This window comes from Georgenia faecalis (assembly GCF_003710105.1).
Classification (GTDB): domain Bacteria; phylum Actinomycetota; class Actinomycetes; order Actinomycetales; family Actinomycetaceae; genus Georgenia_A; species Georgenia_A faecalis.
Genome location: NZ_CP033325.1, coordinates 2,930,488 through 2,956,428, shown reverse-complemented (window position 1 = coordinate 2,956,428; position 25,941 = coordinate 2,930,488). Strand labels below are relative to the sequence as shown.

The 25,941-nt window shown below is 74.4% G+C and carries 26 protein-coding genes and 1 pseudogene; 18 read left to right on the top strand and 9 right to left on the bottom strand.

The window, feature by feature from the left end:
• The first annotated feature begins 31 nt into the window (after positions 1-31).
• From EBO36_RS15920 to araA, 4 genes are all read left to right on the top strand, one after another.
• On the top strand, positions 32-3,850 hold the full coding sequence (locus EBO36_RS15920) for an immunoglobulin-like domain-containing protein (protein ID WP_122824999.1): 3,819 nt from the start codon (positions 32-34) through the stop codon (positions 3,848-3,850).
• A gap of 267 nt (positions 3,851-4,117) precedes the next feature.
• Complete coding sequence (gene araB, locus EBO36_RS13000; RefSeq protein ID WP_122824998.1) at positions 4,118-5,851, top strand: ribulokinase; 1,734 nt, start codon at positions 4,118-4,120, stop codon at positions 5,849-5,851.
• Positions 5,848-6,579, top strand: a complete 732-nt coding sequence (locus tag EBO36_RS12995; protein WP_122824997.1) for an L-ribulose-5-phosphate 4-epimerase — start codon at positions 5,848-5,850, stop codon at positions 6,577-6,579. Before araB ends, EBO36_RS12995 begins: the two co-directional genes overlap by 4 nt.
• Entirely contained in the window at positions 6,576-8,084 is a 1,509-nt protein-coding gene (gene araA / locus EBO36_RS12990) for an L-arabinose isomerase (RefSeq protein WP_122824996.1), read from the top strand. Before EBO36_RS12995 ends, araA begins: the two co-directional genes overlap by 4 nt.
• Positions 8,085-8,145: 61 nt before the next feature.
• On the opposite strand, the gene EBO36_RS12985 is transcribed toward araA, so the two are convergent.
• Both EBO36_RS12985 and EBO36_RS12980 read right to left on the bottom strand, forming a co-directional pair.
• The gene (locus EBO36_RS12985; RefSeq protein ID WP_122824995.1) at positions 8,146-8,814 is read right to left on the bottom strand and encodes a potassium channel family protein; all 669 of its coding nucleotides are present in this window, start codon (positions 8,812-8,814) and stop codon (positions 8,146-8,148) included.
• Positions 8,815-8,869: 55 nt separating this feature from the next.
• Complete coding sequence (locus tag EBO36_RS12980) at positions 8,870-10,240, bottom strand: TrkH family potassium uptake protein (protein WP_122824994.1); 1,371 nt, start codon at positions 10,238-10,240, stop codon at positions 8,870-8,872.
• 152 nt (positions 10,241-10,392) lie between these two features.
• On the opposite strand from EBO36_RS12980, the gene EBO36_RS12975 reads away from it, so the two are divergent.
• The 3 genes from EBO36_RS12975 (at position 10,393) to EBO36_RS12965 (ending at position 12,050) form a co-directional block, all read left to right on the top strand.
• On the top strand, positions 10,393-11,565 hold the full coding sequence (locus EBO36_RS12975; RefSeq protein ID WP_122824993.1) for an acetoin utilization protein AcuC: 1,173 nt from the start codon (positions 10,393-10,395) through the stop codon (positions 11,563-11,565).
• Positions 11,566-11,658: 93 nt separating this feature from the next.
• On the top strand, positions 11,659-11,868 hold the full coding sequence (locus EBO36_RS12970; RefSeq protein ID WP_122824992.1) for a helix-turn-helix domain-containing protein: 210 nt from the start codon (positions 11,659-11,661) through the stop codon (positions 11,866-11,868).
• Between the two features lie 83 nt (positions 11,869-11,951).
• Entirely contained in the window at positions 11,952-12,050 is a 99-nt protein-coding gene (locus EBO36_RS12965; protein WP_005504750.1) for a 30S ribosomal protein bS22, read from the top strand.
• A 71-nt stretch (positions 12,051-12,121) separates the two neighbouring features.
• On the opposite strand, the gene EBO36_RS12960 is transcribed toward EBO36_RS12965, so the two are convergent.
• Positions 12,122-12,904, bottom strand: a complete 783-nt coding sequence (locus EBO36_RS12960; protein ID WP_241236897.1) for an HAD family hydrolase — start codon at positions 12,902-12,904, stop codon at positions 12,122-12,124.
• A gap of 88 nt (positions 12,905-12,992) precedes the next feature.
• Between EBO36_RS12960 and EBO36_RS12955 the strand changes: the two genes are divergently transcribed.
• The 3 genes from EBO36_RS12955 to EBO36_RS12945 all read left to right on the top strand — a co-directional run bounded on the left by EBO36_RS12955 (position 12,993) and on the right by EBO36_RS12945 (position 14,416).
• A complete protein-coding gene (locus EBO36_RS12955) occupies positions 12,993-13,232 on the top strand; it encodes a glutaredoxin family protein (protein ID WP_122824990.1) in 240 nt (79 codons plus the stop codon).
• 69 nt (positions 13,233-13,301) lie between these two features.
• On the top strand, positions 13,302-13,664 hold the full coding sequence (locus EBO36_RS12950) for a PadR family transcriptional regulator (protein WP_122824989.1): 363 nt from the start codon (positions 13,302-13,304) through the stop codon (positions 13,662-13,664).
• A complete protein-coding gene (locus EBO36_RS12945; protein WP_122824988.1) occupies positions 13,661-14,416 on the top strand; it encodes an HAAS signaling domain-containing protein in 756 nt (251 codons plus the stop codon). The genes EBO36_RS12950 and EBO36_RS12945 overlap by 4 nt, the downstream gene beginning before the upstream one ends.
• Positions 14,417-14,478: 62 nt before the next feature.
• Here EBO36_RS12945 and EBO36_RS12940 read toward each other — a convergent pair whose 3' ends face one another.
• On the bottom strand, positions 14,479-15,081 hold the full coding sequence (locus tag EBO36_RS12940; protein WP_122824987.1) for a YceI family protein: 603 nt from the start codon (positions 15,079-15,081) through the stop codon (positions 14,479-14,481).
• Between the two features lie 119 nt (positions 15,082-15,200).
• On the opposite strand from EBO36_RS12940, the gene EBO36_RS12935 reads away from it, so the two are divergent.
• From EBO36_RS12935 to ccsB, 5 genes are read left to right on the top strand one after another with little or no spacing between them, the layout of a single operon-like run.
• Complete coding sequence (locus EBO36_RS12935; protein WP_122824986.1) at positions 15,201-15,884, top strand: histidine phosphatase family protein; 684 nt, start codon at positions 15,201-15,203, stop codon at positions 15,882-15,884.
• Positions 15,881-16,465 (top strand): TlpA family protein disulfide reductase, encoded by a 585-nt coding sequence (locus EBO36_RS12930; protein ID WP_122824985.1) that lies wholly within the window; start codon positions 15,881-15,883, stop codon positions 16,463-16,465. The genes EBO36_RS12935 and EBO36_RS12930 overlap by 4 nt, the downstream gene beginning before the upstream one ends.
• A 54-nt stretch (positions 16,466-16,519) precedes the next feature.
• Positions 16,520-17,245 (top strand): cytochrome c biogenesis CcdA family protein, encoded by a 726-nt coding sequence (locus EBO36_RS12925; protein ID WP_122825667.1) that lies wholly within the window; start codon positions 16,520-16,522, stop codon positions 17,243-17,245.
• Positions 17,245-18,882: a cytochrome c biogenesis protein ResB gene (gene resB / locus EBO36_RS12920; RefSeq protein WP_122824984.1), complete on the top strand. Its 1,638-nt coding sequence runs from the start codon at positions 17,245-17,247 to the stop codon at positions 18,880-18,882. The genes EBO36_RS12925 and resB overlap by 1 nt, the downstream gene beginning before the upstream one ends.
• Positions 18,879-19,832: a c-type cytochrome biogenesis protein CcsB gene (gene ccsB / locus EBO36_RS12915; RefSeq protein ID WP_244925289.1), complete on the top strand. Its 954-nt coding sequence runs from the start codon at positions 18,879-18,881 to the stop codon at positions 19,830-19,832. Before resB ends, ccsB begins: the two co-directional genes overlap by 4 nt.
• A 13-nt stretch (positions 19,833-19,845) precedes the next feature.
• Here ccsB and EBO36_RS12910 read toward each other — a convergent pair whose 3' ends face one another.
• Both EBO36_RS12910 and EBO36_RS12905 read right to left on the bottom strand, forming a co-directional pair.
• Entirely contained in the window at positions 19,846-20,397 is a 552-nt protein-coding gene (locus EBO36_RS12910) for a GNAT family N-acetyltransferase (RefSeq protein WP_241236895.1), read from the bottom strand.
• Positions 20,397-20,819 carry a PLD nuclease N-terminal domain-containing protein gene (locus tag EBO36_RS12905; protein ID WP_122824983.1) on the bottom strand — a complete coding sequence of 141 codons (423 nt, stop codon included), beginning with the start codon at positions 20,817-20,819 and terminating at the stop codon, positions 20,397-20,399. The genes EBO36_RS12910 and EBO36_RS12905 overlap by 1 nt, the downstream gene beginning before the upstream one ends.
• Before the next feature lie 56 nt (positions 20,820-20,875).
• On the opposite strand from EBO36_RS12905, the pseudogene EBO36_RS15915 reads away from it, so the two are divergent.
• A pseudogene (locus EBO36_RS15915) lies at positions 20,876-21,058 on the top strand (DUF4229 domain-containing protein); the annotation flags it as partial.
• Positions 21,059-21,139: 81 nt separating this feature from the next.
• Here the strand turns inward: EBO36_RS15915 and EBO36_RS12895 are convergent.
• Positions 21,140-22,009, bottom strand: coding sequence for a 1,4-dihydroxy-2-naphthoate polyprenyltransferase (locus tag EBO36_RS12895; protein WP_122824982.1), 870 nt, complete (start codon positions 22,007-22,009; stop codon positions 21,140-21,142).
• An 80-nt stretch (positions 22,010-22,089) separates the two neighbouring features.
• Entirely contained in the window at positions 22,090-23,304 is a 1,215-nt protein-coding gene (locus tag EBO36_RS12890; protein ID WP_164471470.1) for an AMP-binding protein, read from the bottom strand.
• 144 nt (positions 23,305-23,448) lie between these two features.
• Between EBO36_RS12890 and EBO36_RS12885 the strand changes: the two genes are divergently transcribed.
• Positions 23,449-23,649: a hypothetical protein gene (locus EBO36_RS12885; protein ID WP_122824981.1), complete on the top strand. Its 201-nt coding sequence runs from the start codon at positions 23,449-23,451 to the stop codon at positions 23,647-23,649.
• 23 nt (positions 23,650-23,672) lie between these two features.
• Here EBO36_RS12885 and EBO36_RS12880 read toward each other — a convergent pair whose 3' ends face one another.
• Positions 23,673-24,653, bottom strand: coding sequence for a 1,4-dihydroxy-2-naphthoyl-CoA synthase (locus tag EBO36_RS12880; protein ID WP_244925288.1), 981 nt, complete (start codon positions 24,651-24,653; stop codon positions 23,673-23,675).
• A 251-nt stretch (positions 24,654-24,904) separates the two neighbouring features.
• Between EBO36_RS12880 and EBO36_RS12875 the strand changes: the two genes are divergently transcribed.
• Positions 24,905-25,876 carry an energy-coupling factor ABC transporter permease gene (locus EBO36_RS12875; protein ID WP_122824979.1) on the top strand — a complete coding sequence of 324 codons (972 nt, stop codon included), beginning with the start codon at positions 24,905-24,907 and terminating at the stop codon, positions 25,874-25,876.
• The last annotated feature ends 65 nt before the right edge of the window (positions 25,877-25,941 follow it).

The following is a 25,941-nucleotide window of genomic DNA, read 5'->3' as shown; positions in this document are numbered from 1 at the left end:
GCACGCGGACGACGATGAGAGGAAGAACCGCATGAGAAAGCAACGGACAGCGGCGGCGCTCCTAGCCGCTGTGCTCGGCCTGGGGGTGGTGTCGGCGATGCCGGCCGCCCTCGCCGCCGAGCCGACGACCGAGGGGCTGGTCCTGCACTACCCCTTCAGCGGGGACGGCGGCACGGTCGCCGAGGACGCCTCCGGCCACGACCGGGACGGACAGATCCTCGGCGGCGCGCAGCCCGGGCCCAACGGCCTCGAGCTCGACGGCGTCAACGACTACGTCCGCCTCCCCAACAACATCATGTCCGGGCTGAGCTCGATCACCGTCGCCTTCGACGTGCGGATCGACCCGAGCATGGGGAGCGCGTACTTCATCTACGGCCTCGGCAACTCGAGCGGGGCGAACGGCAACGGCTACCTCTTCGCCGAGGGCAACCCGCTGCGTACGACCATCGCCAGCGGCAACTGGTCGACCGAGCAGAACACCCAGGCCAACGGCTACAACCTGCCGCGCAACGTGTGGAAGCACCTCACGTACACCCAGACCGGCACCACCGGGATCCTCTACGAGGACGGCCGCGAGGTCGCGCGCAACACCGCCGTGACCATCACGCCGGGGAGCATCGGCAACGGCACGACGACGGCGAACTACATCGGGCGGTCGCTGTACTCCGCCGACCCGTACCTCAAGGGTGCCGTCCAGGACTTCCGGATCTACGACCGCGCGCTGAGCGCGGGCGAGGTGGCCGACCTCAGCGCGGCGAACGCCCAGCCGGTCGTCGACGCCGACGCCGCGGCCCTCACGCTGGGGGACACGAGCGCCATCACCGCGGACCTCACGCTCCCGGCGACCACGCCCGGCGGCTCCGCCGTCACGTGGGCGACGTCGGACGCGGGTGTCGTCACCGCTCAGGGCGTCGTCACCCGGCCCGCGGCGGGCACCGCGGCGAGGACCGCGACGCTCACCGCGACGGTCAGCCAGCGGGGAGCGAGCGCCCAGCGGTCCTTCACCGTCACCGTCGTGCCCGTCGGGAGCGACCAGGAGCGCGCCCAGGCGGCGGCGGCGGCCCTCGTCGTCCACGACGTCGACGACGTCCGCGGCAACCTCCACCTCCCGACGACCGGCCCGGACGGCTCGACCGTCACGTGGGCCTCCTCGGACGCCTCCGTCATCACGGCCACCGGTGAGGTCAACCGCCCGGCCGCCGGCCAGGCCGCCGCCGAGGTGGCGCTCACCGCGACGGTGAGCGTCGGCGCGGCCACGGTGACGCGGGTGTTCGACGCCCACGTCCCGGCGCTGCCGGCACCGGCGGACTACGAGGGCTACCTCTTCTCGCACTTCCTCGGCGAGGGGCTCGAGCACGGCGAGCAGGTCTACTTCGCCCTCAGCGAGGGCAACGACCCGCTGCGCTACACCAACCTCAACGGCGGGCAGCCCGTGATGGTCTCCACCAGCGGTGAGATGGGCCTGCGGGACCCGTTCATCATCCGTTCCCCGGAGGGCGACAAGTTCTACCAGATCGCCACGGACCTGCGGATGTGGCGCAACTCCAGCGGCAGCTGGGACGAGGTCCAGCGCCAGGGGAGCCGGAACATCGTCGTGTGGGAATCCACGGACCTCGTCAACTGGTCCGAGAGCTGGGTCGCCGAGGTGGCGCCGGAGAACGCCGGCAACGCCTGGGCGCCGGAGATCTTCTACGACGACGAGCGCGGCGAGTACGTCGTGTTCTGGGCGTCGAAGCTCTACGCCGAGGACGACCCGAACCACACCGGCAACGCCTACAACCAGATGCTCTTCGCCACGACGCGCGACTTCCGGACCTTCAGCGAGCCCGAGACCCTCATCGACTACGGGTACTCCGTCATCGACACGACGATGATCGAGCACGACGGCGAGGTCTACCGGTTCTCCAAGAACGAGGCGAACCGCTCGGCGACGAACCCCGGGGGCAAGCACGTCTTCCAGGAGGTCGGCTCCGGCCCGACGGCGGACGACTTCGAGCTCGTGCGGTCCGGCGTCGGCGCCGGCACCCCGCCCGCGGGCCTCAACCAGGGCGAGGGCCCGACGGTGTTCAAGTCCAACACCGAGGAGCGCTGGTACCTGTTCATCGACGAGTACGGCGGCCGCGGCTACGTGCCGCTGACGACGACCGACCTCGCCAGCGGCGAGTGGACGGTGCTCGGCTCGGGCGAGTACTCCTTCCCGTCGCGGTTCCGGCACGGCACGGTCCTGCCCGTCACCGGGGCGGAGTGGGAGGCGCTGCAGATCGCGTACGGCACCCCCGACGCCAGCGCGGTCGCGCAGGATCTCCAGGCGCTCGCCATCCCCAACGCCGACGACGTGCGCGGCAACATCACCCTGCCCACCGAGGGTGCGGAGGGCACGACCTTCACGTGGGCGTCGAGCGACGCGGGCGTCGTCACGACGACGGGCGAGGTCACGCGTCCGGCGTACGGGGAGGACCCGGTCGAGGTGACTCTCACGGTCACCGCGACCAAGGGCGCGGTGGTCCGCACGCGGACCTTCACGCTCACGGTCCAGCCCATGCCGCAGGTCGAGGAGACCGAGGCGTACTTCTTCCCCCACTTCAAGGGGGAGAGCACGCCGCGCGGCGAGCAGATCTACTTCGCCGCCAGCCGCGGGAACGACGCGCTCAGCTGGATCCCGCTCAACGACGACGAGGAGGTGCTCTCCTCGACGATGGGCGAGCAGGGCCTGCGCGACCCGTTCATCATCCGCTCGCACGAGGGGGACCGGTTCTTCCTCCTCGCCACCGACCTCAAGACGTACCGCCCGGGCCAGGGTCCCGACTTCGCGCGGGCCCAGCAGACGGGGTCGCGCTCGCTGATGATCTGGGAGTCCACGGACCTCGTCGACTGGGGCGAGCCGCGCCTGGTCGAGGTCAACCTCCCGACGGCGGGCAACACGTGGGCGCCGGAGGCGCACTACGTGGAGAGCATCGGTCAGTACGCGGTGTACTGGGCCTCGAACCTCTACCCCGAGGACGTCGCACCGGGCGACCGCCGCACGAACGACAGCTACAACCGGATGATGATCTCCTTCACCCGCGACTTCGTGACGTTCACGGAGCCGGAGGTGTGGATCGACATCCGGCGCCAGCCGGGCCGCGGCATGATCGACTCCACCGTCGTCGAGCACGACGGGATGTACTACCGCTTCACCAAGGACGAGCGGAACGACATCATGGAGGTCCTCCTCGAGAGGTCGCCCGACCTCCTGCGTCCGCAGACGGGTGCGGTCGGGACGAGCTGGGAGCTCATCACCGAGCGGATCGGCTCCGGTGACCCGCTGCGGCACGCCGAGGGTCCGACGGCGTTCCGGGCCAACGAGGGCGACGTCAACATCACCCCCGGCCAGGACACCTGGTTCCTCTTCCAGGACTGGCCGCCGTACGGCGGTGGCGAGGGCTACGTCGCGTTCTCCTGCACCGATCTCGACGACGGTGACTGCTGGACGCACGAGCCCGGGCTCGACCTCAGCGCCCGGCACGGGACCGTCCTGCCGATCACCGCGGCCGAGCACGAGCGGCTGCTGCGGGCCTACCAGCCCGACGCGCTCGGGCCGGAGGTGTCGGTGGAGGCGGACACGCGGTGCGTGGCCGGGAAGGTGGTGCAGACGGTGCGGGTGACGAACGAGTCGGGGGCGCCGGTGGACGTGGCGGTGTCCTCGTCCTGGGGGTCGCGGTCGGTGACGATCGGGGCTGACCGGGCGACGTCGTTGACGTTCAGCACCCGGGCTGCGTCGGTGGCTGCGGGGGAGGTGAGCGTGACGGCGACGGCGGACGGGTCCTCCCGGACGGTGACGGCGCCGCACGCGGCCCGCACCTGCCGATGACGCACGGCGCCACCCCGACGCCGGTGGCGCTCGGGTGAGCGAGGGCCGGTCCCGCCGAGCGGCGGGGCCGGCCCTCGCCGTCGTCACGACGAAATCGCTTTCGGTGTTGACACCGCGAGATGTTAGCGCGCACACTCCTCTCAGGGTGGTCCCGGACCCGTCCACCGCGTCGCCGCCGACGCGGGTGACCACCGTTGTGCTGGCACGGCCACCGCGCGGTGCCGGCGACCACCGGGCGAAGCGCGTCAAGGAAGACGAGGGACGAAGATGTCAGACCGGCAGCCGGCATACACGATCGGCATCGACTACGGGACCCTGTCCGGCCGGGCCGTGGTGGTGCGGGTCTCGGACGGCGCCGAGCTCGGCAGCGCGGTCCATGAGTACTCCCACGCGGTCATGGACCGCGCCCTCACGGCGGGCGACGGGCAGCCGCTGCCGCCCGACTGGGCGCTGCAGAACCCCCAGGACTACGTCGACGTGCTCCGCCACGCGGTCCCGGCGGCCGTCGCGGCCGCCGGGGTGGACCCCGCCGACGTCATCGGCATCGGCACGGACTTCACGGCCTGCACGATGGTCCCGACGACGGCCGACGGCACGGCGCTGTGCGACCTGCCGCGCTGGCGCGGCCGGCCGCACGCCTACGTCAAGCTGTGGAAGCACCACGCCGCCCAGGGCCAGGCTGACCGGATCAACGCGCTCGCGCACGAGCGCAGCGAGCCGTGGATCCGCCGGTACGGCGGCTTCATCTCCTCCGAGTGGGAGTTCGCCAAGGGCCTGCAGCTCCTCGAGGAGGACCCCGAGGTCTACGCGGCCATGGACCACTGGGTCGAGGCCGCCGACTGGATCGTGTGGCAGCTGACCGGGGAGTACGTGCGAAACGCGTGCACCGCCGGCTACAAGGGGATCTACCAGGACGGCGAGTACCCCAGCGAGGACTTCCTCGCCGCGCTCAACCCGGACTTCGCCGGCTTCGTCCGCGACAAGCTCGAGCACCGCATCGGCCAGCTCGGCCACCCCGCCGGCACGCTCACCGCCGAGGCGGCGGCCTGGACCGGTCTGCCCGAGGGCATCGCCGTGGCCGTGGGCAACGTCGACGCGCACGTCACGGCCCCCGCCGCCGACGCCATCGCGCCGGGCCAGATGGTGGCGATCATGGGGACCTCCACGTGCCACGTGATGAACGGCGACGAGCTCGCCGAGGTGCCCGGCATGTGCGGGGTCGTCGACGGCGGCATCGTCGAGGGCCTGTGGGGCTACGAGGCGGGCCAGTCCGGCGTCGGGGACATCTTCGGCTGGTTCGTCCGCACGAGCGTGCCCGCCGAGTACACGGACGAGGCGGAGCGGCGCGGGATCTCCGTGCACGAGCTGCTCACCGAGAGGTGCGCCGACCAGCAGATCGGCGAGCACGGCCTGGTGGCCCTCGACTGGCACTCGGGCAACCGCTCGGTGCTCGTCGACCACGAGCTGTCCGGGCTGGTCCTCGGCCAGACCCTCGCCACCCGCCCGGAGGAGACCTACCGCGCGCTCCTCGAGGCCACGGCCTTCGGCACCCGCACCATCATCGAGACCTTCAACGCCTCGGGCGTCCCGGTCACCGAGCTCGTCGTCGCCGGCGGGCTGCTGAAGAACCGGCTGCTCATGCAGATCTACGCCGACGTCACGCGCCTGCCGCTGTCGACCATCACCTCCGAGCAGGGCCCCGCGCTCGGCTCGGCCATCCACGCCGCCGTCGCTGCCGGGGCCTACCCCGACGTCCGGGCCGCGGCCGCCGCGATGGGTCACCGCGACGTGGGCGCGTACACCCCTGACGAGGGCAGCGCCCAGCGTTACGACGCCCTCTACGCCGAGTACACCCGCCTGCACGACTACTTCGGCCGCGGCAAGAACGAGGTGATGCGCCGCCTGCGCAAGATCCGGCGCGAGGCGGTCTCGGCCGGCGCCCCGGACGCGGCGGACGACGTGCTCCTCACCGACGCCGTCGAGCGGGAGACCGCGCGATGAGGGTGCTCACCGACCTCGCCCCCGACGTCCAGGCCGCCGTCGCCGCCACCCGCCAGGTGGTCGCCGACCTCCACGCGGAGCTCCCGCGGAACGGGCTGGTGGTGTGGACCGCGGGCAACGTCTCCCAGCGGGTGGCGGGCACCGACCTGTTCGTCATCAAGCCGTCGGGGGTCTCCTACGACGAGCTCACCGCCGACGTCATGGTCGTCTGCGAGCTCGACGGGTCCAAGATCGAGGACGGCACCCCCGCCCGCCTCCAGCCGTCCTCCGACACCGCCGCGCACGCGTACGTCTACCGGCACCGCCCCGACGTCGGCGGCGTGGTCCACACGCACTCGCCCTACGCCACCGCGTGGGCAGCCCTCGGGGAGCCGGTGCCCTGCGTGCTCACGATGATGGCCGACGAGTTCGGGGGCCCGATCCCCGTCGGGCCCTTCGCGATCATCGGCGACGACTCCATCGGGCGCGGCATCGTCGAGACCCTGAGCGAGTCCCGCTCGCCGGCCGTCCTCATGCGCCAGCACGGGCCGTTCACCATCGGCAAGGACGCCCGCGCCGCCGTCAAGGCCGCGGTCATGTGCGAGGAGGTGGCCCGCACGGTCCACCTCGCCCGCCAGCTCGGCACGCCGGCCCCCCTTCCCCAGCACCACATCGATCACCTGTACGCGCGCTACCAGAACGTCTACGGACAGCCGGGCGGCGATGCTCACCTGAAAGGACGCTCGTGAAGAACCCGTTCGAGGCCAAGGAGATCTGGTTCCTCACCGGCAGCCAGGACCTCTACGGCGATGACACCCTGGCCCAGGTGGCCGAGCAGTCCGCCGAGATCGTGGCCGCGCTCAACGACGCCGGCGACATCCCCCTGCGGGTCGTCCTCAAGGGGACGATGAAGGACCGCGACGCCATCCGCCGCACGGCGCTGGAGGCCAACGCCGACCCCGCGTGCGTGGGCGTCGTCGCGTGGATGCACACCTTCTCCCCGGCGAAGATGTGGATCCTCGGGCTCGAGGCGCTCGCGAAGCCGTTCCTCCACCTGCACACGCAGGCCAACGTCGCCCTGCCCTGGGCGACGATCGACATGGACTTCATGAACCTCAACCAGGCCGCCCACGGCGACCGGGAGTTCGCCTACCTCGCCACCCGGATGGGCGTCGCGCGCAAGACCGTCGTCGGGCACGTGAGCGACCCCGAGGTGCGTGCGCGGATCGCCACGTGGGCGCGGGCGGCCACCGGGTGGGACGCCCTGCAGACGATGCGGGTGTGCCGGTTCGGGGACAACATGCGCGACGTCGCGGTGACCGAGGGGGACAAGACCGAGGCGGAGATCGCGCTCGGCGTGTCCATCAACACCTGGGGCGTCAACGACCTCGTCGACCGCGTCGACGCCGTCGACGAGGCCGAGGTCGACGCGCTGGTCGCCGAGTACGACGAGAGCTACGACGTCGTCCCCGAGCTGCGGGCCGACGGCGCGCGCCGCGACTCCCTGCGGTACGCCGCGCGCCAGGAGCTCGCGCTGCGCGCGTTCCTCACCGACGGCGGCTTCTCCGCCTTCACGACGAACTTCCAGGACCTCGGCGGGCTCCGCCAGCTGCCCGGCCTCGCCGTGCAGCGGCTCATGGCCGACGGCTACGGGTTCGGCGCCGAGGGGGACTGGAAGACCGCGGTGCTCGTGCGCGTCGCCAAGGTCATGGGCTACGGGCTGCCCGGCGGCGCCTCCCTCATGGAGGACTACACCTACGAGCTCACGCCCGGCCGGGAGAAGATCCTCGGCGCGCACATGCTCGAGATCTGCCCCACCCTCACGACGGACCGGCCGTCCCTGGAGATCCACCCGCTGGGCATCGGGGACCGCGAGGACCCCGTGCGCCTGATCTTCACCGCCGACCCCGGCCCGGCGCTGCTCGTCTCCCTCGCGGACCTGCGCGAGCGGTTCCGGCTCACCGCCAACGTTGTGCAGGTGGTGGAGCCGGATGAGCCCCTGCCCCACCTGCCGGTCGCGTGCGCGGTGTGGGAGCCGGCGCCGTCCTTCGCGACGTCCGCGGAGTGCTGGCTCACCGCGGGCGGCGCGCACCACACCGTGATGACGACGGCGCTCGGCATCGAGACCTTCGACGACCTCGCCACCATCGCCGGCATCGAGCTGGCGCTCATCGACGCCGGCACGACGACGCGCGGCTTCCGCGACCAGCTGCGCCTCGGGCAGGTCTACTACCGCCTGGCGCAGGGCTTCTGACGTCCCTCCGGGCCGGTGCCGCCGCCACCGGCCCGGAGGGCGCCGACCCGCAGCGGCGCGGTCAGGGCCGCGCCGCGAACTTCTCGAGCAGCGTGGTGTCCCCGCTGACGATGAGGAGGTCGCCCGCGTTGATCCGCGTGGCGTCGGTGGCGTACTCGAAGGGCTCCCCGGGCGGCTTCACGCCGATGATCGTCACGCCGTAGCGCTTGCGGACCTGGGCCTGGCCGATGGTGAACCCCTGCGTCTCGCGCGGCGGGCGCATCTTGACGATGGCGAAACCGTCCTCCATCTCGATGTAGTCGAGCATGCGGCCGGAGACCATGTGCGCGACGCGCTGGCCGGCGTCGTACTCGGGGTAGACGACGTGGTGTGCGCCGATGCGCCGCAGGATGCGCCCGTGCTCCGCGGAGGTGGCCTTGGCCCAGATCTGCGGCATGCCGATGTCGACGAGGTTGCCCGTGATGAGGACGCTCGCCTCGAGGTAGCTGCCCACGCCGACGACGGCCACGGGGAACTCGGCGGCGCCGAGCTGCTCGAGGGCCTCGGGGTTGGCGGCGTCCGCCTCGACGAGCGGCAGCCGGCCGGACCACTGCTGGACGAGGCTGGCGGACCGCTCGACGGCGAGGACCTCCCGGCCCAGGCGGTCGAGGGTCGCCGCCAGGGCCGCGCCGAACCGGCCCAGCCCGATGACGAGCACCCCGCTCCCGCGCGGCGCGTCCTTGGGGGTCATGCTGTCCTCCTCGTGTCGGTCCACGGCCGGTCACCCCACCGTGGCGGTCCCGCGATCAACCGATGATGGGGCGCTCGTTGGGCATGCGGATGACCCGGCGGCGCTCCCGCAGGGCGAGCGCGGCGGCCAGGGTAATGGTGCCGGTGCGCCCGGCGAACATGAGCGCCGCCAGGACGTACTTGCCCGAGTCGGGCAGGTCGGGCGTGATGCCCGTGCTCAGGCCCACCGTGGCGAACGCGGAGATCACCTCGAAGATGACGACGTCGAGGCTGAACTCCGTGACGGTGAGGAGCAGGAGCGTCGCGGTCCCCACCATGGTGGCGCCGAGGAAGGCGACCGAGACCGCCAGGCGCACGGTCGAGGAGCCGATGCGCCGGCCGAAGGCCTCGACGTCCCGGTCGCCGCGCGCCTCGGCGACGATGGCGAGGAGGAGGACCGCGAAGGTGGTCACCTTGATGCCGCCCGCGGTCGACGCCGAGCCGCCCCCGACGAACATGAGCGCGTCCTGGAGGAACCACGACGACTCCCGCATCGCCCCGACGTCGATGAGCGAGAGGCCGGAGGAGCGGCTGTTCACCCCCGAGACGAGCGCGTTGAGGACCTTCTCGTCGAAGGGACGGCCACCCAGCGTCTCGGGGTTGGTCCACTCGAAGAGGCCGATGGCGACCGTCGCCCCCGCGGCGAGCGCCCCGTAGGTGACGAGGGTGAGCTTGGTGTGCAGGGACCAGCGGCGCGGGACGCGCGAGCGCCGGGCCACCTCGAGGATGACGGGGAAGCCGACGGCGCCGATCGCCGTCCCGATGATGATCGGCAGGCCCATCCACCAGTCACCGACGAAGGGCGCCAGGCCGTCGTCGAGGATGACGAAGCCCGCGTTGTTGAAGATCGACAGCGCCATGAACACGCCGTTCCACGCGGCCTCACCGAGGCCCTGCCCGAGGGTGAGGAAGCGCGGGACCAGGACGAGGGCGAGGACCGCCTCGACGACGACGGAGGCGACGACGACGGCGCGCACCAGGCTTCCCACCTCGCCGAGGCGGGTCGTCTTCGTCTCCGACGCGGTGAGCATGCGCTGTGTGAGGCCGATCCGGCGGGAGACGGCCAGGCCGAGGATCGAGGCGAGCGTCATCACCCCGAACCCGCCGATCTGGATGCCCACGAGCAGGACCACCTGGCCGAAGGTGGACCAGTACGCCGCCGTGGAGACGGTCGTCAGCCCGGTGACGCAGACCGCCGAGACGGCGGTGAACAGGGCGTCGACGAACGGGGCGCGCTCGCCGGCGGCCGCGGCCAGCGGCAGCGAGAGCAGGGCGGTGATGACCGCGACGATGGCGGCGAAGACGAGGAGCGCGAGCCGCGCGGGGGAGTGGCGGGCGATGTGGTCGACGGCGTCGCGCCCGGACCGCAGCACGGTGAGCAGCGACATGACAGCCTCGTCCCTTCCCGATCCGGCCCGGTCGTCCCCGGGCGCCGCCCCTGCGCCGCCCGGCGGGCGTGCACCGCACAGCCTTGCATGCCGGCGCGGCGCCGTCCTGGTCCACGTGGGCGCCGGGCGCGACGCCCGCGCTACCGTGAACCATGCCCGGCCTGCCGCTCCTCATGTGGAGCGATGACCTCCTCGACTACGACTTCGGTGCGGGTCACCCCATGGCGCCGCTGCGCCTGCGGCTGACGCTCGAGCTGCTCGAGGAGCTCGGGCTGCTGGACGCCGTCGAGCGGCGGGCGGTGGTCCCGGCGACCGAGGAGGACCTTGCCCGCGTCCACGACCCCGACTTCATCGCCGCGGTGCGTGCGGCCGGTGAGGGCGTGCCCTGCCCCGAGCGGGGCCTCGGGGACACCGACAACCCGATCTTCGGCCAGGTCCACACGGCCGCGTCCCGGGTGGCCGGCTCCACGCTGGGCGCGGCGCGGGAGGTGTGGACCGGCACGTCCCGGCGGGCCGTGAGCATCGCGGGGGGCATGCACCACGCCATGGGCGGCCGGGCGTCGGGGTTCTGCGTCTACAACGACGTCGCCGTCGCGATCGCGTGGCTGCTGGCCCACGGGGTGGAGCGGGTGGCCTACGTCGACATCGACGCCCACCACGGTGACGGCGTCGAGCGGATCTTCTGGGACGACGACCGCGTCCTCACCATCTCCGTCCACCAGCACCCCCGCTCCCTGTTCCCCGGCACGGGGTACGCCCAGGACACCGGCGGCCCCGGCGCGCAGGGCACCGCCGTCAACCTGCCCCTGCCGGCGGGCACGTCGGACGCCGCATGGCTGCGCGGCCTGGAGGCGGTGGCGGCGCCGCTCGTGGAGGCGTTCGCCCCGCAGGTCCTCGTCACGCAGCACGGCTGCGACACGCACGGCACCGACCCGCTGGCCGCGCTCGACGTCTCCGTCGACGCCCAGCGGCGCGCGGCCCTCCTCCTCGCCGACCTGGCGGACCGGTACGCGGACGGCCGCTGGCTGGTGACCGGCGGCGGGGGGTACGAGGTGGTGGGGGTGGTCCCGCGCGTGTGGGCGCACCTGGTCGCCGTCGTCGCCGGTCGTCCGCTCGACCCCGACACCCCCGTGCCGCCGGGGTGGCGGGCGCGCGTGCGCGACATGTCCGACGTCGACGCCCCGGCGACGATGAGCGACGGGCGCCCCGCCACCCTCACGCCCTGGTCCAGCGGGTTCAACCCCGACGACGAGGTCGATCGCGCCATCATGGCCACCCGCAACGCGGTCTTCCCGTGGCACGGCCTCGACCCGCTGACAAGATGATGGTCCTGATCATTTCCGTCGCGGCCCCCGGGGCCCTAGAGTGCCTCTGATGAGCAGCGTGCCGAACGGCACCGCGAGACGAGGCAGGTAGCGATGGCAGAGCAGCAGGCGCCGCGGTTCCTTACCGTGGCCGAGGTTGCCGAGCTCATCCGCGTCTCCAAGATGACCGTCTACCGGATGGTGCACGCCGGGGAGATCCCCGCCGTGCGCGTCGGGCGCTCGTTCCGGGTGCCCCAGGCTGCGGTCGAGGAACTGCTCTCCAGCGGTGTGGGCGACTGGACGCCCGAGCGAGAGGCTCGCTGAGGCGGGTAGACTCGCCCCTGTTCTGCGTGTGGCGGGTGCTGCGCGCCTATCCTTGTCCGGCTCGATCAGCACTGCGAGGTCTCATGGGCTCTGTCATCAAGAAGCGCCGCAAGCGCATGTCGAAGAAGAAGCACCGCAAGCTGCTTCGGAAGACGCGCCACCAGCGACGCAACAAGAAGTGACGGCTCGACCGTCGTGATCACGGGCCCGGCAGAGCATGCCGGGCCCGACTCATGTCCGCGTCCGGGCGCCGTCAGCCCTGGCGGCGCACGGCGCGGACGACGGCCGCGAACGCCCAGGCGGCACCGGCCCAGCCCGCTCCGCGTACACCGGTGCGCATCCCCCCGCGCACGTCGCGGCGGCGCCGACGGAAGTCGCGGACCGGCCAACCGACGTCGGAGGCGTGCAGCCGCAGCCGCGGCTCCGGGTTGATCGCGCAGGGGTGGCCGACGGCGCCGAGGATCGGGACGTCGTTGAGCGAGTCCCCGTAGGCGTAGCTGCGCTCGAGGTCGATGCCCTCGCGCTCGGCGAGGGCGAGGGCGGCGGCCTTCTTGCCCTCGCCGTGGAGCAGGCTGCCCCGCAGCCGGCCCGTGTAGACGCCGTCCTCCGACTCCGCCACCGTGCCGAGCGCACCGGTTGCCCCGAGGCGGCGGCCGATGAGCTCACCGATCTCGGTGGGGGTGGCCGTGATGAGCCAGACCTGGTGACCGGCGGCCAGGTGGCCGTCGATGAGGGCGCGGGCGGCGGGGAAGACCCGGTTGGCGAGGACCTGGTCGTAGACCTCCTCGCCGATGGAGACGATCTCGGCCACCGTGCGGCCGTGCACGACGCGCAGCGCCCGCGCGCGGATGTCGGCGATGCGGGTGACGTTCTCCCCGAGCACGGTGTACGCGAGGTAGTGGCCCGCGAAGAAGGCGATGTCGCGGACGCCGAAGAACTTGCGCCGGAACAGCTCGCGGGCGAGGTGGTACCCGCTCGCCCCACGGATGATGGTGTTGTCGACGTCGAAGAAGGCGGCGACGACTGGCTCTGGCACGATGCCACCCTATCGACGTCCGCCCCGTTCGCCGAGGGGTGGGACGCGACCAGGGCGCCCTGCGGGGCCGGAGCGGAGCGAGGCGGAGATGGACGACGTGCGGGTGGTGCTCTACGGCCGGGCGGGGTGCCACCTGTGCGACGACGCCCGCGTGGTGGTCGCCCGGGAGTGCGCGCAGGCCGGCGTGGCCTGGCGCGAGGTCGACGTCGACACCGACCCGGCGCTCGCCCAGCGGTACGGCGAGCTCGTCCCCGTCGTCGAGGTCGACGGCGTCCAGCGCGGCTACTGGCGGATCGAGGCCGGGCGGCTGCGCGCCGCGCTGGGGTAGGCCCGGCCCGCGAAGATCGCCGCCCGAAAGGCGCTGACAGGGGCGGCCGCCCCCGCTACCTTGTCACGCATGGAACCGGGGGCTGAGGGCATCCTCACGCACCTGCGTCGCGGTGCGCTCGAGTACTGCGTCCTCGCGCTGCTGCGTCGTGGACCGCACTACGGGCTCGACATCGCGCGCCGCCTCGGAGCGGGCGCGCTGCTCATGAACGGCGAGGGCACCCTGTACCCGCTGCTCGCCCGGCTGCGGAGGGCGGGACTGGTGCAGACCACGTGGCAGGAGTCGAGCTCCGGCCCGCCGCGGCGCTACTACGCCCTCACCGGGGAGGGGGAGGCGGCCCTCGCGCGGTTCGCGGCCACCTGGGGCCCTTTCCGGGACGCCGTCGACGCCGCACTGACCGGCACATCCACGAGCGAGGGAGCGTCCTCATGACGTCGTCGACCGTCCAGCGGATCGAGACCTACCTCGACGACCTGGCCCGCATGCTCACCGGGCTGGACCCGGTCCTGCGGGCGGACGTCCTCGGCGGGGTGCGCGAGCACGTCGACGCCGCCCTCGCCGGTCGGGGCGCCGCCACCGACGCCGACGTCGACGCGGTGCTCGCCGAGCTCGGCCCGCCGGAGGCGGTGGCGGCCGCGGCGCTGGAGGGTGGGCGCTCGTCGAGCGGGTCCGCCGTGCCCGCCGCGGCGACGGTGCGCGTCCCGGTCCTCGACCGCCCCTGGGTGCCGCCGACGGTCGGCGTGCTCCTGCTGGTGATGGCGGGGCTGTACCTGCTCGTCCTCGGTGCGGTGGCCGTCCTCCTGCCCGCCGCCACCGAGGTGTCCGCAGGGGGCGACGCGCAAGGAGGCGAGTACGCCGTCCTCCTGCCCGCCACGTACGACCTCCTGTGGTCGGTGGTCGCGCCGGTCCCGGTCGTCGGCCCGCTCTGGCTCGTGGGCGTCGTCCTCCTCACCGCCTCGTCCCTGTGGTCGCGCCGGGAGAAGTGGCTCGGTGCCCTGCTGCTGCCCGCGGTCGTCGTCGTCGACGTCGTGGGGATCTGGGTCGGCGGTGTGCTCGGGGGGCGCGCGGGGACGGCGGCTGTGCTCGCCGTCGCCTGGGGTGCCGCGGCGGTCCTGACCGCCGGCGTCGTCACCCGCCTGTGGCGCGGGGGCGCCCGCCGGGCGGCCGGACCGGCGCGGCGCTAGCCCGACCCCGCCCTCGCACGGCGACGGCGGGCACCCCGCAGGGCGCCCGCCGTCGGGTGGGCTCAGGCCTGCTCGGCCGCGGCCTGCTGCGCCTCGGGCGTGGCGGCCTCGGCGGCGTCGGTCTCCTCCGGCTGCGGGACGACCTCGACCTCGAGGGAGATCTTGATCTTGTCCCCGACGAGGACGCCACCGGCCTCGAGGGCGGCGTTCCACGTGAGGCCGAAGTCCTTGCGGGAGATCTCCGTCTTGGCCGAGAAGCCGAGCCGGAAGACCCCGAAGGGGTCGGTGGTCGACCCGTTGTACTCCACCTCGAGGTCGACCGGCCGCGTGACGTCGTTGACCGTCAGGTCGCCGTGCACGGTGAACTCCTCGCCCCCGCCCTCCACCCCGGTGCTGCGGAAGGTCCACGTCGGCTTGTTCTCGGCGTCCCAGAAGTCGGCCGAGCGCAGGTGCCCGTCGCGGTTGGCGTCACCGGTGTTGACCGAGCCGGACTCGATGGTCACGTCCACCGCGGAGGCGCTGAGGTCCTCGGCAATGGTGATCGTGCCGCCGAACCGGTCGAACTTGCCGCGCACCTTGGAGATGCCGGCGTGACGGACGGTGAAGCTCGCCTCGCTGTGGGAGCCGTCGATGACGTAGGTGCCGGGGGTGGGGGTCTGGCCCATGCTGTCCTCCTGAAGATAAAAGTTGACTCTTCAACTATAGGGCCGGTCAGTGGCATCGGCAAGGGCTGAGCGAGGCGACGAGGGTCCGGGCACCCGGCGGGGTTTGCGACACTAGGCGCATGTCGCGAACGACTGTCCACCTGCTGCGCCACGGCGAGGTCCACAACCCGGACGGGGTCCTCTACGGGCGGCTGCCCGGGTTCCGCCTCTCCGACCGCGGCCAGGCCATGGCCTCGCGGGTGGCGAAGGTGCTCCACGAGGGCGACCACGACATACGCCTGGTCCTCGCCTCGCCGCTGCAGCGCGCGCAGGAGACGGCCGCCCCCACCGCGGCCGCCTTCGGCCTCACGGTGGCCGCGGACCCGCGCCTCATCGAGGCCGACAACGACTTCGAGGGCACCCGCGTCGCCCGCGACCGGGCCAGCCTCGCGAGCCCGAAGTACTGGCCGCGCTACGTCAACCCCCTGCGCCCGAGCTGGGGCGAGCCCTACCGCGACCAGGTCGAGCGGATGCGCGCGACCATCGCGGACGCGCGCGCCGCCGCGGAGGGCGGCGAGGCCCTCCTCGTGAGCCACCAGCTGCCCATCTGGGTGACCCGCCTCTTCCTCGAGCGGCGCCCGCTGTGGCACGACCCGCGCCGGCGCCAGTGCGCCCTCGCGTCCCTCACCTCGCTCACCTTCTCCGGGTCCCGGCTCGTCGGCCTCGCCTACTGGGAACCCGCCGCGGACCTCGTCTCGCAGGCCCGCGACGTCCTGCCCGGCACGTCCGCGGCGTCCCCGCTCGCTCCCGGGGGCGCCCCGTGAGCCGCCGGGGCGCGTCCCTCCTCCTCGCCGCCCTCCTCGCGCTGGGCGGCTGCTCCACCGCCGGCTCCGGCACGACGACCGGACCGGAGATCGAGGGCGCCGGGTACGAGGCCGGCGACGGGTCGTGGACCGCCTGGGAGCCGGACGAGCGCACCGAGCCCGTCGACCTCGCCGGCACGACGTTCGCCGGCGAGAGCCTCGACGTCGCCGCCTGGCGCGGCGACGTCGTCGTCGTCAACTTCTGGTACGCCGCCTGCCCGCCGTGCCGCGCCGAGGCCCCGGACCTCGCGGACATCCACGCCGAGTACGCCGACGCCGGGGTGCACCTGCTCGGCGTCAACCCGCGGGACGACGCGGGGACCGCCCAGGCGTTCGAGCGGACGTTCGCCGTGCCCTACCCGAGCCTGCACGACGAGGAGGCCCGGGCCGTGGCCGCGATGCAGGGCCTCGTGCCCCTCCAGGCGATGCCGACGACGGTCGTGCTCGACGCCGAGGGCCGCGTCGCCGGACGCGTCCTCGGCCAGGCGGACCCCACGGTGCTGCGCGGCCTCATCGACGACGTCCTCGCCGAGGGGGACTGAGTGGACTGGGACGCGGTGGCCGAGACCTTCCGGGCGGCCGTCCTCAGCGGGCCCATGCTCGCCGCGGTGCCGGTGGCCCTGCTCGCCGGCGTGGTGTCGTTCGCCTCCCCGTGCGTGCTCCCGCTCGTGCCCGGCTACGTCGGCTACCTCGGTGGCATGACGGGGGAGGTCGCCGGCACCGACCGCACGGCCACGCGCGGCGGCACCGGCCGGCTGCTCGCCGGCGTCACGCTCTTCATCGCCGGCTTCTCGGCGGTGTTCGTCCTGCTCGGCGTGGTGTTCGGCTGGGCGGGCCTGGCCCTGGCGCCGTGGATGGACGTCATCACGCGGGTGCTCGGCGTCGTCGTCATCGCCCTCGGCCTCGCCTTCATGGGCGTCGTGCCGTTCCTCCAGCAGGAGCGGCGGCTGCACCTGCGCCCCCGGGCCGGCCTGTGGGGGGCGCCCGTGCTCGGCATCGTCTTCGGCCTGGGCTGGGCGCCCTGCATCGGCCCCACCCTGTCCGCGGTGCTCCTGCTCTCCCTCGACGGCGCCAGCCCCGTGCGCGGCGGGGTGCTCGCGCTCGCCTACTGCCTCGGCCTCGGGGTGCCCTTCCTCCTCATCGCCCTGGCGTACGCGCGCTCGACCCGGGCGGTGGGCTTCCTGCGCCGCCACCGGGTGGGGATCATGCGCCTGGGGGGCGCCCTGCTCGTCCTCGTCGGCCTCGCGCTCGTCTCCGGGCTGTGGGGCGTCGTCACCGCGTGGGTCCAGGGCCTCGTCGCCGGATTCGTGACGGTCGTGTGATGGCCTACCGCCCCGAGGGACTCAAGACCGGGCTCGACCTCGAGCCGGAGACGACCCCCGCCGCGGCCGGCGACCGGCCCGCGGGGGCGCCCGCGCCGGCGGGCATCGGCCTGCGCGGCTGGGTGCGCTGGGCGTGGCGGCAGCTCACCAGCATGCGCGTGGCGCTGCTCCTGCTCATGCTCCTCGCCGTGGCCGCGCTGCCGGGGTCGTTCTTCCCCCAGCTGCCGCAGGACCCCAGCGCGGTGGCGCAGTACCGCACGGACCACCCCGCGCTGGCGCCCTGGCTCGAGCGCCTGGGGTTCTTCGACGTCTACGCCGCCCCCTGGTTCGCCGCCGTCTACCTCCTGCTCTTCGTCTCCCTCATCGGCTGCATCCTGCCGCGGGTGGGCGCTCACCTGCGGGCCCTGCGCGCCGCGCCGCCGCGGGTGCCCCGGCGCTTCGAGCGCTTCCCCACCCGGGGGGAGCGGACGACGACGGCGAGCGCCGACGAGGTGCGCACGGCCGTGCTCGCCCGCCTGCGGGGGCGCTACCGCACCACGGCCTCCCCCGAGGGGATCTCCGCCGAGCGGGGCTACCTGCGCGAGACCGGCAACATCGTCTTCCACCTCTCCCTGGTCGGCGTGCTCGTCGCGTTCGGCTACGGCCAGCTGGTGAGCTACCGCGGGCAGGCCATCGTCGTCGAGGGCCAGGGGTTCGCCAACGCGCTCGTCGACTACGACTCCTTCACCCCGGGCACCCTGTTCGACGAGGACCGCCTCGAGCCCTTCTCCTTCACCCTGGACTCCTTCGAGTCCGAGTTCACCGTGGACGCCCAGGCCCGCGACTTCACCGCGCACGTGACGGTGACGCAGCCCGGCGGCGAGGTGTACACCGACGAGATCAAGGTCAACCACCCCCTGCGGGCCGGCGGGGCCAACGTCTACCTCTCCGGCAACGGCTACGCGCCCCGGATCACCGTCCGCGACGCCGACGGCGAGCTCGCCTTCTCCCAGGCGGTGCCCTTCCTGCCCGAGGACGGCGTGTACACCTCGCGCGGCGTCGTCAAGGTCCCCGACGTCTCCGAGGGCCTCGAGCAGCTGGGCTTCTCCGGGTACCTGCTGCCCACGGCGGTGGCCGACCCCAGCGGGGGGCTGCGCTCGGTCCACCCCCAGCCGGGCGCGCCGCTGCTCGTCCTCACTGCGTACGCCGGTGACCTCGGTCTCGACGACGGCGAGCCGCAGAACGCCTACGAGCTCGACACCGAGGCGATGACCCAGCTCGTCGACGCCGACGGCGCCCCGCTCACCCTGCTCCTCGAGCCTGGCCAGAGCGTCGACCTCCCGGACGGCCAGGGCACGGTGACCTTCGAGGAGCTGCCGCGGTTCGTCGCCCTCGACCTGCGCCACGACCCCTCGCTCGGCCTCCTGCTCGCCTCCGCGGTCCTCGCGATGGTCGGGCTCGCCGCCTCGCTCTTCGTCCCGCGGCGCCGCCTGTGGCTACGCCTCGAGTCCGACGCCGACGGACGTACAGTGGTCCGCGCGGCCGCGCTGGCCCGCGGTGAGGACCCCGGCCTGCGGGCCGACCTCGACCGCGTCCTCGACGCCGTGCCGCGCGGTGCGGGTGAGCCCGCCGAGCCCCACCCCCAGGAGGAGACGTGAACGACACCGGCCAGCTGAGCCTGCTGGCGATCTACGGCGCGATGGCCGCCTACGCGGTCGCGATGGTCGGTTTCGGCATCGACCTCTCGGGCCTGCGGGACGGCGGCGCCCAGGGGCGTCGCCGCCGCGCGGTGGGCGTCGCCATGGCGACGACCGCCCTGGGTGCCGCGCTCCACCTCGTCGGCGTCGTGCTGCGCGGGGTGGCGGCGGGCCGGGTGCCGTGGGCGAACATGTACGAGTTCTCCCTCGTCTTCACCCTCGTCGCCGTGCTCGTCTTCCTCGGCCTGCAGCTCGGCCGCGACCTGCGGTTCCTCGGCGCGTTCGTCGTCACCCCGGTGCTGCTCACCCTCGGGCTCGCCGTCGCGGTGCTCTACGTCGCGGCGGACGGCGTGCAGCCGGCGCTCAACCACTACTGGCTGGTCATCCACGTCTCGGTGGCCACCATCGCCGTCGGCGTCCTCGCCATCGCGGCCGTCCTGTCCGTGGTGCAGCTCGCCAAGGAGCGCAGCGAGCTCGCGCGGGCGAGCGAGGCCGGCGTGCTCAGCACGGTCGGTGGGGGCCCGGCCGAGCCGGTCCTCCGCGACGAGCCCCGCGAGGGCGGGCGCAGCTTCTGGGGCCGGCTCGCCGACACGGTGCCGGGCTCCGTCGAGCTCGAGCGGCTCGCCTACCGGCTCAACGCCGTCGGGTTCCTCCTGTGGTCCTTCACGCTCGTCGCCGGCGCCATCTGGGCCGAGCACGCCTGGGGCCGCGCCTGGGGCTGGGACCCCAAGGAGGTGTGGACGTTCGTCATCTGGGTCGTCTACGCCGCCTACCTCCACGCGCGTGCCACGCGCGGGTGGGACGGCCGCAAGGCGGCGTACTTCTGCCTCGCCGGCTTCGGCTGCATCCTCGTCAACTACTTCGTCGTCAACCTCCTCATCGACGGGCTGCACAGCTACTCCGGGCTCTGAGCCGGCCCGGCGCTCAGACGCGGGGGAGCAGGGCGAGCGGCGGCGCGGGGTCCGTGGCGAGCCGCGCGTGGGTCTCGACGTCGAAGCGCTGGTCGCCGTAGCGGAGCTTGCCCCGCTCGATCCCCTCGGCCGCGAAGCCGGCGCGGGTCGCCACCCGGCAGGAGGCCGGGTTGTTCACCCGGTGGCCCAGCTCCAGGCGGAACACGTCCAGGTCCGCCAGCGCCCAGCGGGCGACGGTGGCCAGCCCCCGGGCCGCCAGGCCACGGCCCCGCGCCGCCGGTGCCAGCCAGTACGACACCCACGCCGTGCCGTGGCGCGTCTCGACGTGGGTGAGGCTCACGTTGCCCACGGCGGTGCCGTCGACGGCGACGGCCAGGTGGTGCGCGGTGGGCGAGGACGCCCCGAGGCGGGTGGCGATGAGGTCCGCGCAGGCGCCGAGGTCGTCGAGGTCGGTGCGGCCCAGCTGCGTCGCCAGGTCGGGGCTCTGCGCGAGCGCGGCGTGCAGGGCGCCGGCGTCGGCCGTCGTCCAGCGGCGCAGCGCGACCCGACCGGGGTCGCCGCCCACTAGCCGACCGTCGGGCCCGGGTCGTCCTCCGGGGCGTCCTCCGGGGCGTCGGTGGCGCCCGGTGTGGGGTCGGTGTCCGGCTTCTCCCGCGCCTCGCGCTCTCGCCGGCGGCGCTCGCGGTCGAGGTTGGCGAGGAAGTCCGGGTCGTCGTCGGGCGCGACGGGTCCGGCCGGCCGGCGGGAGGGCCGGGGGCCACCGGCCGCCGTCCCCGGGCGGCGCGCGCCCCGGTCCGGCGCGGAGAACCGGGCGGCGCGGCTCACCACCAGCCAGGCGATCGCGCCGATGCCAGGGAAGAGGATGATGAGGACCACCCACACCGCCTTGGGCAGGCCGACCGGCAGGCGGGAGTCGTCGGAGCGCACGCAGTCGACGAGGGCGTAGATGACCAACGCCAGGCCGAGGATGAAGGGCAGGTATCTCATCACGGCTCAGGGTAGCCGCGCCGCGGCCTGAGCGCGGCGGCACGTAGGCTGGCGCCGTGCCCGTCCTCGTCTACTCGCTCCTGCGCCTGGCCGTGCTCGCCGGGTGTGCCGTCGTCCTCGCCCTCGTCGGGTTCCGGGGGTGGCTGCTCGCGCTGGTGGCGGTCCTGCTGGCGGCGCCGGTGGCCTACCTCGTCCTGGCCGGCCCCCGGACCGCGGCGGCGGCGTACCTGGCGGAACGCGCGGGGCGCCGGGGGGACGGCCAGCCCCTGGACGACGACGCCGAGGACGCGGAGGCGGACCACGTCCGCGGCCCGGCCGCGCTAGAGGACGAGGCCGACGGTGAGCAGCACGCCGTAGGCGAGCTCGAGGAGCCCGGTGTCGCGCAGCACCACGATGAGGTCGCGGCCCCCGGCGCCGCCGAGGACCACCCGCGCCAGGCGCCACACCCAGGGCGCGAGCAGTAGGACGAGCAGCGCCCCGGGGTGCGCGAGGGCGATGACGGCCCCGACGAGCAGGGGCAGGGCCACGAGGGCGACGTAGGCCCGGCGGGCCCCGGCGTCGCCGAGGCGCACCGCGAGGGTGTGCTTGCCCGTGACGGAGTCGGTGGGGATGTCCCGGACGTTGTTGACCATGATGAGCGCGCACGCGAGCAGGCCGATGGCGACGGCGCCGCCCAGGGCGGGCCAGGACACCCGGAGCGCCTGCGTGTACGTCGTCCCGAGGACGGCGACGAGGCCGAAGAAGACGAAGACGGCCACCTCACCGAGGCCGCGGTAGCCGTAGGGGCGCTTGCCCCCGGTGTAGCCCCAGGCGGCGAGGACCGCGACGGCGCCGACGGCGAGGAACCACCACGTCTGCGCCACCGCGCACAGCGCGAGGCCGAGCACGCCCGCGACGGCGAAGGAGGCGAAGGCCGCCGCACGGACGGCCCCCGGGCGGGCGGCCCCCGAGCCGGTGAGGCGGGCGGGCCCGGCGCGGACCGCGTCCGTGCCACGGATCCCGTCGGAGTAGTCGTTGGCGAAGTTCACCCCGACCTGCAGGCTCAGCGCGACGCCCGCGGCGAGGAGCGCCCGCGGCAGGGAGCTCGCCCCGAGGGCGTGCGCCGCGCCGGTACCGACGAGGACGGGGGCGATCGCCGCGGGGAGGGTGCGCAGCCGGGCGCCTTCCACCCAGTCGGTGAACGTGGCCATGCGACTCCTTGGATCGGGGGGTGGCAAGGATACGGCGCCGCCCGCGGCGGCTCCGAGCCGGCGCGGGGCGCCGAGGGCGGTCAGTGCCGCTCGACGGCGCGGACGCGGGCGGCGGACGGCGCCCCTGCGAGGGCCTCGGTGGCGAGCCGCGCCACCGCGCGACGGTCGACCTTCCCGGGCCCGATGAGCGGCAGCGCGTCGAGCACGACGAGGGCCCGCGGCGCGGCCGGGCCACCGAGCCGCGGCACGACGCGTGCCCGCAGGTCGGCCAGGCGCGCCGGCCCGCCGGCCACGACGGCCGTGACCACCACGCCCCACTCGTCGTCGGCGACGCCGACGACGACGACCTCACCGAACGTGTCGGCGAGGACGCGCTCCACCGCACCGGCACTGACGTTGACCCCGCCGGTGATGAGGACGTCGTCGAGGCGGCCCTGCACGGCCAGGCGCCCGTCGCACAGGGCCCCGCGGTCGGCGGTGCGCAGCCACCGCTCGCCACCCTCGGTGACGAACGCCGCGGCCGAGGCCTGCGGGTCGTCGAGGTAGCCGTCGGCGAGGACGGGGCCGGCGAGGAGGACGCGGCCGGCGTCGGTGCGGACGCGGACCCCGGCCAGCGGGACGCCGTCGTACACGCAGCCCCCGCCGGTCTCGGTCATGCCGTAGGTCGTGACGACGCGGACGCCGGCCCGGGCCGCCGCGTCCAGGAGCGCGGCGGGGGTGCGGGCGCCACCGAGGAGGACGGCGTCGAGGCGGGCCAGCGCCGCGAGGGGGGCGCCGCCCGCCTCGAGGACCCGGCGCAGCTGGGTGGGGACGAGGGAGAGGTAGGACGGCAGGTCACCGCGCAGGCGGCCCACCGCCTCCGGCAGGTCCGTGGGCCGGAAGCCGTCCGTGGTGTCGAGGACCACGGGGGAGGTCCCGGCGACGACGGAGCGGACGAGCACCTGGAACCCGGCCACGTGGTGGGTGGGCAGGCACGCGAGCCACTGACCGGGCCCGCCCAGGCGCTCGTGCGTCGCCTCGGCGGAGGCGCGCAGGGCGGCCCCCGTGAGGGCGACCAGGTGGCCGGTGCCGCTGGTCGAGCCCGACGTCGCCAGGACGACGGCGGTCCCCGGGGCGGGCGGGGTCCGCAGCCGGGCGAGGACGGGGGCGGGGTCGGCGCCGGGGGCGAGCGGCAGGAGGGGGCCGCGCGCCGCGCCGTCGTCGAGCGTGGCGGCGAGGTCCGCGAGGAGGGTGGCGACGGCGGCGGGCCGGGTCCCGCCCTCGGCCGGCCGGGGCGGGGGCTCGAGGGGCGTCACGGGACCAGGGTAGGTCGGCGCGGGGGCCGGCCCGGGTCATCCCCGGGGTGGAGACGGGCGTGCCCCCGTGGGCCGACCCGGCCGCCCGCAGGTTCCGCCCGCCGGTCGATGTGCCCGGCCGGGGTGCGGCGCGAGGGTGGAGCCATGCTCACCGGAACCCCTGCCCGCCCGTCCGACTCCGCCCCGGCCCGGTCCTTCGGCCTGCCCGCCCGCCGGGGGGAGGGCGCGCGCGCCCAGCGGGTCGCCGTCGTCGCCGCGGCCCTCGTCATCACCGCGCTCGTCGTCGGGCTCGCGCTGGTGGGCGGGGCGGTCCTCACCACGATGCTCGGCTCGTTCGGGCCGTAGCGCCGGCTCCGAAGGAGGCGGGCTCAGAAGTAGTAGGGGTAGCCCGACCAGTCGGGCTCGCGGCGCTCGACGAACGCGTCACGGCCCTCGACCGCCTCGTCGGTCATGTACGCCAGCCGCGTGGCCTCCCCGGCGAACACCTGCTGGCCGGCCATCCCGTCGTCGGCGAGGTTGAAGGCGAACTTGAGCATGCGGATCGCCTGCGGCGACTTGGTGGCGATGATCCGGGCGTACTCCAGGGCGAGGCGCTCGATGTCGGAGTGGTCGGCCACCTCGTTGACGGCGCCCCACCGCATCGCGTCCTCGGCGGAGTACTCGCGGGCGAGGAAGAAGATCTCGCGGGCGCGCTTGTCCCCGACCTGGCGGGCGAGGAGCGCGGACCCGTACCCGGCGTCGAAGGAGCCGACGTTGGCGTCGGTCTGCATGAACCGGGCGTGCTCGCGGCACGCGATGGACAGGTCGCACACGACGTGGAGGCTGTGCCCGCCGCCGGCGGCCCAGCCGTCCACCGCGGCGATGACCACCTTGGGCATCGTCCGGATGAGGCGCTGCACCTCGAGGATGTGCAGGCGGCCCGCGCGGGCGGGGTCGATCTGCTCGCGGCGCTGGGCGGCGGGGGCCTGGTCGTCCGAGCCGGGGGCCTCGTACCGGTACCCGTCGCGGCCGCGGATGCGCTGGTCGCCGCCGGAGCTGAACGCCCACCCGCCGTCCCGGGGGCTCGGGCCGTTGCCGGTGAGGATGACGGTGCCGACGTCGGGCGTCATCCGCGCGTGGTCCAGGGCACGGTAGAGCTCGTCGACGGTCTGCGGGCGGAAGGCGTTGCGGACCTCCGGGCGGTCGAAGGCGATGCGCACGACCGGCAGGTCCCGCTCATCGGTGCCCCGCGCGCCGGTGCCCCGCTCGACGCCCCGGTGGTAGGTGACGTCCTGGAGGTCGAAGCCGTCGACCGCACGCCAGGCGTCGGGGTCGAACGTCTCGGACACGGTGCTCGCTCGCTCGCTCACGTCACGAGACCCTAGCCCGCCGCGGCCGGGGAGGTGCCCGGCGGGGTGCCGGGTGGGGTGCCGGGTGGGGTGCCGGGCGGGCCCCGCACCGCCGCGCCGCCGGGCGCTACCCGCGTGCCTGCGCATCGACGCACACAGCCCGTGCCGCCCTGCCCTCGTGCGGGGTCCGGGCATACGTTGCCGAGGTGCGGCACCGGTGCCGCCGGCCATGCAGGTCATTCCTTGTGCGTCCCCGATGACAGGAGCCCGACATGCACGTCCCCGACCACTTCCTCACCGACGCCGCCTCCATCACCACGGGCGTCGCGGCCGCGGCGGCCGTGGGGTACGCCGCCTACCGCGCGCGTCCCGCGCTCACCCGCGACACGGTCGTCATGGCCGCCGCGACGACGGGCTTCGTGTTCGCCGTCCAGATGCTCAACTACCCCGTGGCGTCCGGCACGAGCGGCCACCTCATGGGCGGCGCCCTCGCGGCCGCCCTCCTCGGGCCGTGGCTGGGCATCCTCTCGGTGACCGTGGTCCTCGGCGTCCAGTCGCTCGTCTTCGCCGACGGCGGCATCACGGCGCTGGGCACCAACGTCCTGCTCATGGCCGTCGTCGGCACCCTCGTCGGGTGGGCGGTCATGCGCGGCGCCCGGGCGCTGCCGCGCGGCCGTGGCGCCCCGGCGGCTGCCCTCGGCGCCCTCGTGAGCGTGCCCGCCGCGGCCGCCGTCTTCGTCGGCCTCTTCGCGCTCGGGGGGACCGTCGGCGTCCCGGTGGCCGAGCTCACCACCCAGATGCTCGCCGTCCACGCCCTCATCGGCATCGGCGAGGCGGCGATCACCGGCGCCGTCGTCGCCGTCGTCCTCGCCGTGGCGCCGGGTGCCGCGGCGATCGACGAGGCCGGTGCCGCGGGCCCGGTTGCTGCTCCGGTGACCGGGCGCCCCCGGGGCCCGGTGGCCGTGCTGGGCGCCGGAGCGGTCCTCGCCGCCGTCGTCCTGTCGTCCTTCGCGGCCGCGTCCCCGGACGGCCTCGAGGCCACGGCGTCGGCCCTGGGCTTCGCGGGCGCGGCCCGCGACCACGCCCTGGCCGGTCTGCCCCTGGCGGACTACGGGGCGGCGGGCGGCGTGTTCGTCGGCGTCGCGGGCCTCGTCGGCGTCGCGCTGTGCGCGGCGCTCGCGGCGGTGGCCCTCGCCGGCCTCGCCCGTCGCCAGGACCGCGAGCGCGTCACCGCCCGCGCCTGAGGGCGCCGCCGCCCTGGGGGCACGCCGCCCCTGAGCGTCGTCGCCCGGTGAGCACCGGCGGGCCG